The following is a 10,155-nucleotide window of genomic DNA, read 5'->3' as shown; positions in this document are numbered from 1 at the left end:
GATGCCACGGTCGCCGCAGGACAGAGAGTCGATGATCATCATCGGTGGCGGTCTCGGTGGCCTGTCCACCGGCTGCTACGCGCAGATGAACGGGTACCGGACCCGGATCTTCGAGATGCACGAGATCCCCGGCGGCTGCTGCACCGCCTGGGACCGGGGCGAGTTCACCCTGGACGGCTGCGTCAGCTGGCTGCTCGGCAACGGGCCCGGCAACGAGATGCACCAGATCTGGCTCGAACTCGGCGCGCTGCAGGGCAAGGAGATGCGGCACTTCGACGTCTTCAACATCGTCCGCGGCCGGGACGGCAGAGCCGTGTACTTCTACTCCGACCCCGACCGGCTCGAAGAGCACCTGCTCTCCCTCTCCCCGGCCGACGCCAGACTGATCCGGGACTTCTGCGCCGGTCTGCGCAGCTTCCGCAAGTGCCTGGCCGTCTACCCCTTCCTCAAGCCGGTCGGTCTGATGGGGCGCCTCGAGCGCTGGCGCATGCTGGCGTCGTTCATCCCGTACTTCAACGTCATCCGCAAGTCGATCACGGTGTTGATGACGGAGTACTCGGCGAGGTTCAAGGACCCGCTGCTGCGCGAGGCGTTCAACTTCATCCTCTACGAGAAGCACCCCGCCTTCCCCGTCCTGCCGTTCTACTTCCAGCTGGCCTCGCACGCGAACATGTCCGCCGGAGTGCCCGAGGGCGGCTCCCTCGGCCTGGCGCGCTCGATCGAGCAGCGCTACCGGCGGCTCGGCGGTGAGGTGACGTACGACGCCAAGGTCGAGGAGGTGCTCGTCGAGGACGACCGCGCGGTGGGAGTACGGCTCGCCGACGGACGCGAGTTCCGCTCGGACATCGTGGTCTCGGCCTGTGACGGCCATACGACGGTGATGAAGCTCCTCGGGGGCCGCTACCTCGACGAGACGTACCGGAAGCTGTACACGCACACCATCGACGAGCCGGGGATGGTGTTCCCCGGCTACGTCATGCTGTTCCTCGGCCTCAGCCGGCCCTTCCCGCAGGGGGAGCCGTGCACCACCTACCTGCTGGACGAGTCCGTGGCGTCGAAGCTGACGGGCATCCGCCACCCCAGCGTCAACGTGCAGTTCCGCAGCACGCACTACCCCGAGCTGTCCCCGGAGGGGACGACGGTCGTCTACGCCACCTACTTCGCGGACGCCGCCCCCTGGCGTGCCCTGAACGCCGGAGAGCCCGAGCAGCGCACGCGCCGGCACCAGGGCAAGACCGTGCACACCGGTCCGCTGCGGCACGGACGCGGGTACTACGCGGCCAAGCACCAGGTGCGCGACGCGCTGGTGACGTTCCTGGACGAGCGGTTCCCCGGCCTGCGGGACGCGATCGCCGTGCGCGACCTGTCGACCCCGCTCACCCAGGTCCGTTACACCGGCAACTACGACGGGACGGTGCTCGGCTGGCAGCCCTTCGTGGAGAGCGGCGAGACCCTGGAGGAACAGATCAAGAAGAACGGTCCCGCCCTCCCCGGCCTGGAGAACTTCTACCTCTCCGGTGTGTGGGCCACCACCGGCGGCCTCATCCGCGCCGCCGCCGCGGGCCGCCACGTCACGCAGTTCATCTGCCGCGACGACGGCAAGGAATTCACCGCCGCCATCGACACCAGCGCACCCCCGCCGACGCACGTCGTCATCCCCGTGGGTGAGCGGCCACCGGCCGTGACCGCCCCCGCGGAACTCTCAGCCCTCACGCACCTCGATCCCTCGCACACAGACAAGGCACGCACATGAAGCTTGAGAAATGGGTGGTACGGGAGCACGCCGCGGGCGTACCCGACGTCGACAAGGTCTACGAGAAGGTGGTCGAGGATCTCGACGTCACGCTCAAGGACGACGAGATGCTGCTCAAGACCCGGTACGTCTCGGTCGACCCCTTCCTGAACGGCCTCACCCAGGTCACCCCCCTGGGCCACCACGCGCCCGGCATGTCGATCATGGAGGTGCTCGAAGCCGGACCTGACGCCGCCTTCCGGCCCGGCGACCTGGTGGAGGGGTTCGGCGGCTGGCGCACCCACCTCGTCAGCGACGGCCGCCCCTACGTGTGGGACACGGGCTCCTTCGACTTCGACGTCTCGCCCTTCCGCAAGCTCCATCCGGAGCGCTACGACCACGAGCTGCCGCTCACGACGGCGCTCGGCGTCATGGGCATTCCCGGGCTCACCGCCTGGGGGACGATGACGAAGTTCTTCACGGTCGAGCCCGGCGACACGGTCGTGGTCAGCGGTGCGACGGGCGCCATCGGAAGCCTCGTCGGCCAGCTGGCCAAGCGCGCCGGCGCCCGGGTGGTCGGCACCACCGGCACCCCGGAGAAGGCCGCGTACCTCACCGGGCTCGGCTTCGACGAGGTGATCGTCTACCGGCAGGGCGACGACGCCGACACGGTGTACCCGGCCCTGCGCAAGGCCGCGCCGGACGGCGTCGACAAGTACTTCGACAACATGGGCGGCACCTTCACCGACGCGGTGTTCACCATGCTCAACCGGTACAGCCAGGTCGCGGTGTCCTGGCAGTGGGAGACCACGGTCGGGGGAGACCGCACGGGCCCGCGCCTGCTGGAGCACATCATGCGCCCGCGCACCACGATCCGCGGCATCTACGCGCAGGACTGGTACAACGACGAGGACTTCGCCGCCCTTCACGAGGAACTAGGCGGCATGGTCCGGCGCGGCGAGGTCCGGTACGACCAGACCGTCCGTCACGGTTTCGACAGCATCCCGAAGGCCTACGAGGGCCTCTACACGAACCGGACGGCGAACCGCGGAAAGCTGCTCGTCGAGGTGTGACCCTCACCCGCTCCGGCCGGTGGACACCACGCATTCGAAGAGGTGGTGCCCACCGGCCAGCCGCTCCACGAGGACGGGCTCGAAGCCCGACCGCCGAAGGAGCCCGCGTACGTCACTCTCCGAGAAACCCCCGAGGTCCTTCCCGCACATCACCATCTGGAAGAGCACATGGGGGGCGTCGGACTCCTGGTCCAGCAGCGGCTCCACCACGAGCAGCCGGGGCGGGGCGATGCCGGGATCACGCGCTTCGGCGGTGCGGCGCATCGCCCGGCCGATCGCGGTCAGGAGACGCTCGCACTCCTCCGCCGGCCAGTCGTGCAGGACGTTCTTCAGCAGGTACCGGTCGCCGCCCTCCGGCACCTCCTCGAAGATGTCGGCGGGGTGGAAGGTGATGCGCTCGCCGGTCCGGTCACCGGCGGGGCCCCGCGCGTTCTCCGCCCGTGCGCACACGCTCGGGCGGTCGATGCACACCCCGGTCAGGTGCGGGTGGCCGGCGAGGACGCCGGCGAGCGTCGTGCCGTCGCCGCCACCGACGTCCACCACCCGCTCCACCGACGAGAAGTCATGGCGCCGCGCGAGCGCCGCCACCACCGGCCGGGCCAGCTCGGACATCGCGCCGTCGAAGATCCGCCCGGTCTCCGGATCGCGCTCCAGGTGCTCGTAGAGCGGCACACCGAAGACCTTCTGGAACCCGGACTCCCCGGTCCGGAGGGTGTGCGCCAGCGCGCCGAAGGCGTCGTCGTACGTCTCGGCCATCAGGACGCAGAAGTTCCGCAGCGACCCGGGATGATCGCTGCGCAGCGCCGCGAACGGCTCGGTCATCCCATAACCGCCGACGTCGTCCCGCTCGACGACACCGCCGATGGCGAGCACCTGGAGCAGCCGCAGCATGACGTCCGGATCCGAGCCGGTGCGCTTGGCGAGGTCGTGATGACCCAGCCGGCCCTCCTCCAGGACGTCCGCGAGACCCAGCCTCGCGGCCGCCCCGAGCGCCCTCGCGAAGCAACCGCCCGCGGCGAGCCGCGCGATCTGCATCTGGTCCGGCAGAGCTTCCATGGGTCGCCGTTTCGCCTTTCGTCGAGAACCGAACGCGACCGGTGACAGGCCGGTCGGCCCCATTACCACCGGACGCACTCCACCCAACGAGCGGCGTCACCAGGAGAAACGGGAGGGGATGGATCCGGTGCCGCGCCGGCGGTCAGGATCGAGCAGGCGTCCGCGACGGGGAGGACGACGAGGTCGACGGGGGTGCGAGGAGTTCCGCCAGGCCCCGGCGGGTGGCCGCGATCACGACGCGGTCCTGCGGGTGCAGGACATGGCCGGGGTGGAGGTCCCAGAGGAGGGACTGGTGATCGCCGTCGTGGGCCGTGTTGGCGAGGTCGGGGGAGCGGGAATCGGGGCCGGCGGTGTCGAGGGCGAGGACGCGCCAGGCGCCGGGGCGGAAGGATTCGGCGACGGTGCGGCCTTCGAGCTGGGGGTGTCCGGCCACGAGGAGGGCGGCGAAGAGGAGGACCTTGCGTTCGACGGAGATGGCGCCGAGGATCTGGCGGCCCATCATGGCGCCCGCGAAGGCGGGGGCGGCGAGGTGGGTGACGCTGCGGCTGCGGGTGACGGCGTCCGGGTGCGCGGAACGCAGGGTGCGGTAGACGGCGGTCGCGAAGTCGTCGTCGTAGAGCCGCAGCGCGACGCGCAGGTCGTTCTTGAGGGTCCGGGCGGCGAGGGTGGCCTCCAGGTTGGTGGTGTCGGAGCTGGTGAGGGCGAGCAGGGCGTCGGCCCGGTGCACGCGGGCCGCGGCGAGGACGCCGTCCTCGGTGACGTCGCCGAGGACGACCGGGACGCCGAGGTCGCGGGCGAGGGGAATCCCGCGGGCGTCCGGGTCCTGTTCGACGCAGACCACGGGGATGTCGAGTTCCCGGAGCCGGGCGAGGACCCGTGCGCCGATCTTGCCGAGGCCGAGCAGCACGATGTGCCCGGAGAGGCCGCGCGGCGGGCGCCGCAGCGCACCGGTCGTGCGGAAGGTGCCCAGTGCCTCCAGGGCGCCCGCGACCAGCAACGGCAGCAGGGCGAGACCGACCAGGCCGGAGAGGAGCTGGAGGACCTGCCGGGCGGGCGACTCCTCCAGGGCCGGGTCGTTGATCGAGAACAGGTCGAGCAGCGTCAGATAGGCCGCGTGGACGGGGTCCGCGTCGGTCAGCGCGGCCGTGGTGGCGGTGAGCGCCAGCACCGCGGCGACGATGCCGGCGAGCGACCAGCGCAGACGGGCGGAGAACACCTCCCCGAGCGGCACGCCGCGCCGGGCGAGCCGACGGGGCGGCAACACGGGGCCGGCCCGGCGGAGCGCTTCGAGGACGACGGTACCGCGGCCCGCGGAGCCCCGTACCGCCCGGTCGTCGGGCAGGAGCTCCGGGCCCTGGGCGCCGCTCGCGTCGGAACCCTCGCTGCCGGCCGGGTCGGCGGTCGTCGAGGACAGCAGCGCCAGGGTGCACAGGCCGGGATCCGGCACTTCGCCCCGGCCGGACGCAGGACGTTCGGCGGCGCGCAGGAGCAGCCCGTCGGCCTGGACGACCTTGTTGGTGTCGGTGAGTGCGGTGGCCACCAGCGCCGGGGCGGCGGTGTCCGCGTCGGAGAGCACGGTCGTGGACGCCTCCAGGGCCGCCCGGTCCGCGCCCGGCATCGCCACGAGGGCCGCCTGGTCGAGGAGTTCCTCCAGGTGGTGGCCGAGCTTGCGGTTGTACATGCGGACGACCAGCCGCAGCCGCGGGTTGAGCCGGCGCGCGGCGAGCGCGGCCCGCAGGTTCGTCTCGTCGTCCTCGTAGAGCAGCGCCAGCGCCGCCGCCCGGTCGGCGCCCGCACGGAGCAGCGCCTCCCGGGTGGGCGCCGGCGCCACCGTCTCGCGCGCGGGCTGTACGTCGCCCGGCTCCGCCACCTGGTCGTCGGCCTCGACGGCGGGCACCAGGAGGACGACGCGCTGGCGGTAGACCTCGCGCAACTCGGCCGCGAGCCGGCGCGCCAGCCCGTCGTCGCCGCAGACCACCATGTGCCCACCGTCCCGTGGGCCTTCCTGGCGCGGCAGTGCCGTCACGTTTCCCCCCGTACGTATTGCCTCGGACCGTATGACGACCCCGCGCGCCGTCCGTCCGTACGACCCCGCCCCGCGCGCAGGGGGCCGTCGTCACGGTCATGGTTCCACGGAAGGGCGCGCATGTCCTACGGCCAGGCCGGCCTCGTCCCGCAGCAGGTGGAGCGGGCCCTGATCGGGAGGTTCGGCGACCGGCACATCCTGCTCACGACCGCCTCGCCTTTCGTCCCGCGCGAAGGTTGTCCGCACGGAGCCCGATCCCGTTGAATGGGGGACGAAGTCCAACGGGAGACAGGGGGGCGTCGTGGGGCGCGTCACGAGGAAGCAGCGGTGGGCCGCGGTGGTCGTCGCGGGCGTGGTGGTGGCGGTGGCGGGACTGCTGTGGTTCAAGCCCTGGGCGCTGTGGGTGGACGAGACGGTGAACGAGGCGCTGCCCTCCGCGCCCACCACGTCGCCGAAGCCGACGACGGACGCGCCGCCCTCCGCGCCGGCCACGCCCTCACCGTCCGGCCCGGTCACCGTCGCCCAGGGCAGCTTCATCAGCCACGAGCACACCACGAAGGGCGTGGTGAAGGTCGTCCGGCTCGCGGACGGCACCCACACGCTCCGCCTCGAGGGCCTGGACACGAGCAACGGCCCCGACCTGCGCGTCTGGTTGAGCGACGCGCCGGTGAAGGAGGGCAAGGCCGGCTGGGGCGTCTTCGACGACGGGAAGTACGTCGACCTCGCCAAGCTGAAGGGCAACAAGGGCGACCAGAACTACGCCCTCCCCGCTGACGTCGACTGGTCGGCGTACCCGAGCGTCAGCATCTGGTGCGACCGCTTCGACGTCTCCTTCGGCGCGGCGGCGCTCGCCCGCGCCTGACCCCGAGAAGACAGGGGGCGAGGCCCCGCACGTGGCCGGCGGCGGCAGTCCGGCACGGACGGCACCCGGTGCCCCGCGGGCCGCGCTCCGGTACGGACGGCGAACCCGCGCCCCGCGGCCTGCGGCCGGTGGCCGGCCGCCCGGCGTGGACGGCGCTCCCGGTCAGCCGAGGCGCGGCCCCGCCTCTCCCTCCCGTACGCGCACCACGAACCCGCCGTGGCCGTCGAACCGCACCTCTCGCACCGCGTCGAAGCCGTCCGACGTCGAGGGCATGCGAAGGCGCCGCGCCGTGGCCAGGACGCCCACGTCCGGGACGCGTTCGCGGCCCTCGCGGGCGGCGTTGCGGCGCAGGGAGCCGGCGACGTCCGGAGGGAACCAGTACGCCGTCACCGTCGCCCCGTGGGCGTGGGCGAGTTCCACCAGCGGACGCCACTCCTCCGGCGACGGATTGGTGTTGTCGACCGCCACCGACGCGCCCGCCTCCAGCGCCTCCGTCACGAGCCGCAGCTGACGGCCCTGCTTGTCCCGGGCGCCTCGCGGGAACAGGTCCTTGCTGACCAGCTCGTACCGCCCGGCGAGACGCCGGCGGTAGAAGGTCGACTTGCCGGACGCCTGGATCCCCACCAGTACGGCCACATCCACCGCGGACTCCATGCGGTCCACCATGGCACGACCCCGCTGTCCGGAGGGCGACCGCGGGCCTGGGCGACCGCCGGTCCGCCGGGTGCGGGCCGCGACCCGCGCCCGTAAGGTGCCGCTCAGGAGCACCCCGTACGCATCCCGGCCCCGCGCGCGGCGCCCGCCCCGCTCCGAAGGCGCCCTGCGAGTACCGGAGGACCCCGTGCTCGACCAGGCCGACAGCCGCCTCACCGTCGTCGTGATCACCCACAACCGCCGCGACCAGCTGCTCGGGACCCTGGACCGGCTGAGCCGGCTGCCCGAGCGGCCGCAGGTGATCGTCGTCGACAACGCGTCGGCGGACGGCACGCCCGAGGCCGTCGCCCGGCGCCACCCCGACGTCGTCCTGCTCACCCCGGGCCGCAACCTCGGCGCGCCCGGCCGCACCCTCGGCGTGCGCCGGGCCCGCACCCCGTACGTGGCGTTCAGCGACGACGACTCCTGGTGGGAGCCGGGTTCCCTGGCGCGGGCCGCCGACCTGCTGGACCGGCACGAACGGGTCGGCCTGATCGCCGCCGGCGTACGGACCGGGCCCGACGGCGCGGGCGACCCGCTCAACGACGTCCTGGCCGGCTCGCCGCTGGGCCGCGACGACGGGCTGCCCGGGCCGCGCGTGCTCGGCTACCTGGCCTGCGCCGCGGTCGCCCGCAGGGACGCCTACCTCGCGGCCGGGGGCTACCACCCGCTGCTGTTCATCGGCGGCGAGGAGACCCTCCTCGCGTACGACATCACCGCCCGGGGCTGGGACGTGTGCCACTGCCCCGACGTGGTGGCCGTGCACCACCCCGTCGGCGGCGTCCGCCCCGGCCGCCCCGCGGCCCAGCGCCGCAACGGCGTCGTCACCGCCTGGCTCCGCCGCCCGCTCCCCGTCGCCCTGCGCCGCACCGGAGAGCTCGCCGTCGACGCCTGGAACGACCCGGAGGCACGACAGGCGCTGCGCGGGGTGCTGGCCCGGCTGCCGGCCGCGCTGCGTGAACGGCGACCGCTGCCCGCCCGCGTGGAGGCCGCGGCGCGCCGCGTGGACCGTGCTGCGTGACCGGCGCCCGCTGCCCGTTCGTGTGGACCGGGCTGCGTGACCGGCTGCCGCTGCCCGCTCGCGTGGGCCGCGCCGCGTGAACGGCTGCCGCTGCCGCCGCGTCGACCGCGCCGCGTGAACGGCTGCCGCTGCCCCCAAGTCGCGGCCGTGCTGCGTGACCGGCTGCCGCTGCCCGCCCCCGTGGCGCCCCCTCCCCGCCCCCGTACCGGCCGCACCCCGCGCCCCGTCGACCGGAGCCCACCCGCCAGGTGACCGCTCCCTCCGGTGCGGCGCGGCCTCGGCTCACGGCCAGCTCTGCCCCGTCGCCGGCGCACCCCCGGCCAGCACCAGGAGCGCGGCGTCGAGCCCGGACATGACCAGGACGGCGACGAAGGGCACGCGGCCCCGCACGAGCGCGGGCGGGCCGGCCGCCGCCACGAGGCAGAGCGCGAGCGTCACGCCGATCAGACCGGCTCCGGCCGGTGACACCCGGCCCGTCGGACCGGCCGTCAGGAGCACGCAGGCGGCGAGGGCCAGGACGGCGGCCGACGCCACGGACCCGCGCCGGCCCATCCTGTGCGGGAGCCCCCGCACCCCGCCCGCGAGGTCGTCGTCGAGGTCCGGCAGGACGTTGGCGAAGTGCGCACCGGTGCCGAGGAGCGCCGCCGCGACGGTCAGCCACAGGGGCGGCCACGGCCGGCCCGGGAGCGTCAGGGTCAGGAAGGCGGGCAGCAGCCCGAAGGCGAGGGCGTACGGCAGCCAGGACAGGACCGTCCGCTTGAGCCACAGGTTGTACGCCCAGCCGGCGGCGACGCAGCCGAGGTGCACCACGCCGGCCAGGAGCCCGCAGGCCAGCGACAGCGGGACGCAGGCCAGCAGCGCCAGACAGGCCGCCGTGCCGACCGTGCCCGGCCGGGCGGCGCCCGTGGCCAGCGGCTTGTCACGGCGTCCGGCGGCCCGGTCGCGCCGCAGGTCGAGCCGGTCGTTGCACCAGCCGATCGACAGCTGACCCGCGGCGACCGCAGCCACCGTCCCGGCCGCGGAGCCGAGGCCGAGGCCGAAGGCCGCGGCCAGCAGCGTCGCGAGGCCGGTCACCGTCGCCGACGGCAGCGGATGACACGCCTTCAGGAGGCCGACGGCCGCCCGGCGCTGCGCCGACCGGGCGGCCGCGGGGGCGGCGAGGGGGCGAGGTCCTTCGTCCGTGATGGGGCGCACCGCTCCACGCTAGGCGACGGCGCGCCCACGACCGCCGGGTTGAGGGCGTCGGCGCCCTACCGTCCCTATGTTGGAGCAATGACCCGCGTCCTCGCGGTGAGCACGGCCTTCCCGCCGCACCGCTCCATGCAACACGAGATCACCGAAGACCTCGTCTTCGGTCTGCCGCCCGGACCGGGCAGGGATCTCGCGCGCCGGCCGCAGGCGGCGACCGGTGGGGAGCGCCGCCGGCTCGCCCTGCCCCTCGACCGTTACCGCGACCTCGGCACCTTCGGCGAGGCCAGCCTCCGCCGGCGAGCTCGGCCCGCCGGACGCGGCCCTCGCGGCGAGCCGCCGCACCTTGGGCGCCCACGGCGACCTGTCGTCCGCGTCGGTGCCGAAGATCCTGAAGGGCGCCCAGACCGACCGGCCGCCGCCGGGCACCATCGGCCTGATGCTCGCCTTCGGGCCCGGTTTCTCGTCCGAACTCGTCCTCCTGGCCCGGTGAGGCTGCCATGA

General features: G+C 73.8%; 10 protein-coding genes. 6 read left to right on the top strand and 4 right to left on the bottom strand.

The annotated features are described in order from the left end of the window. Position 1: 1 nt before the first annotated feature. Positions 2-1,753 carry an NAD(P)/FAD-dependent oxidoreductase gene (locus ABTZ91_RS10145; RefSeq protein WP_352076669.1) on the top strand — a complete coding sequence of 584 codons (1,752 nt, stop codon included), beginning with the start codon at positions 2-4 and terminating at the stop codon, positions 1,751-1,753. Further along, complete coding sequence (locus ABTZ91_RS10140) at positions 1,750-2,805, top strand: NADP-dependent oxidoreductase (RefSeq protein ID WP_352076668.1); 1,056 nt, start codon at positions 1,750-1,752, stop codon at positions 2,803-2,805. The genes ABTZ91_RS10145 and ABTZ91_RS10140 overlap by 4 nt, the downstream gene beginning before the upstream one ends. Positions 2,806-2,808: 3 nt before the next feature. Here the strand turns inward: ABTZ91_RS10140 and ABTZ91_RS10135 are convergent, their stop codons facing one another. Both ABTZ91_RS10135 and ABTZ91_RS10130 read right to left on the bottom strand, forming a co-directional pair. Next, the gene (locus ABTZ91_RS10135; protein ID WP_352076667.1) at positions 2,809-3,861 is read right to left on the bottom strand and encodes a methyltransferase; all 1,053 of its coding nucleotides are present in this window, start codon (positions 3,859-3,861) and stop codon (positions 2,809-2,811) included. Positions 3,862-4,003: 142 nt separating this feature from the next. Further along, positions 4,004-5,842 (bottom strand): NAD-binding protein, encoded by a 1,839-nt coding sequence (locus ABTZ91_RS10130; protein WP_352076710.1) that lies wholly within the window; start codon positions 5,840-5,842, stop codon positions 4,004-4,006. Between the two features lie 165 nt (positions 5,843-6,007). Between ABTZ91_RS10130 and ABTZ91_RS10125 the strand changes: the two genes are divergently transcribed. After that, on the top strand, positions 6,008-6,151 hold the full coding sequence (locus ABTZ91_RS10125) for a hypothetical protein (RefSeq protein ID WP_352076666.1): 144 nt from the start codon (positions 6,008-6,010) through the stop codon (positions 6,149-6,151). Between the two features lie 37 nt (positions 6,152-6,188). Then, a complete protein-coding gene (locus ABTZ91_RS10120; RefSeq protein ID WP_407077927.1) occupies positions 6,189-6,749 on the top strand; it encodes a DM13 domain-containing protein in 561 nt (186 codons plus the stop codon). Between the two features lie 162 nt (positions 6,750-6,911). Here ABTZ91_RS10120 and ABTZ91_RS10115 read toward each other — a convergent pair whose 3' ends face one another. Continuing rightward, positions 6,912-7,403 (bottom strand): ATP-binding protein, encoded by a 492-nt coding sequence (locus ABTZ91_RS10115; protein ID WP_352076665.1) that lies wholly within the window; start codon positions 7,401-7,403, stop codon positions 6,912-6,914. A gap of 187 nt (positions 7,404-7,590) precedes the next feature. On the opposite strand from ABTZ91_RS10115, the gene ABTZ91_RS10110 reads away from it, so the two are divergent. After that, complete coding sequence (locus ABTZ91_RS10110) at positions 7,591-8,463, top strand: glycosyltransferase (protein WP_352076664.1); 873 nt, start codon at positions 7,591-7,593, stop codon at positions 8,461-8,463. A gap of 282 nt (positions 8,464-8,745) precedes the next feature. Here ABTZ91_RS10110 and ABTZ91_RS10105 read toward each other — a convergent pair whose 3' ends face one another. Continuing rightward, positions 8,746-9,657: a UbiA family prenyltransferase gene (locus ABTZ91_RS10105; protein WP_352076663.1), complete on the bottom strand. Its 912-nt coding sequence runs from the start codon at positions 9,655-9,657 to the stop codon at positions 8,746-8,748. A 214-nt stretch (positions 9,658-9,871) separates the two neighbouring features. On the opposite strand from ABTZ91_RS10105, the gene ABTZ91_RS10100 reads away from it, so the two are divergent. Then, positions 9,872-10,144 carry a hypothetical protein gene (locus tag ABTZ91_RS10100; protein WP_352076662.1) on the top strand — a complete coding sequence of 91 codons (273 nt, stop codon included), beginning with the start codon at positions 9,872-9,874 and terminating at the stop codon, positions 10,142-10,144. Positions 10,145-10,155 lie beyond the last annotated feature (11 nt).

It is taken from the genome of Streptomyces sp. NPDC126499, from assembly GCF_040302485.1.
GTDB lineage: Bacteria > Actinomycetota > Actinomycetes > Streptomycetales > Streptomycetaceae > Streptomyces.
The sequence above is the reverse complement of the archived record's forward strand: the minus strand, read 5'-3'. Positions and strand labels throughout refer to the sequence as shown.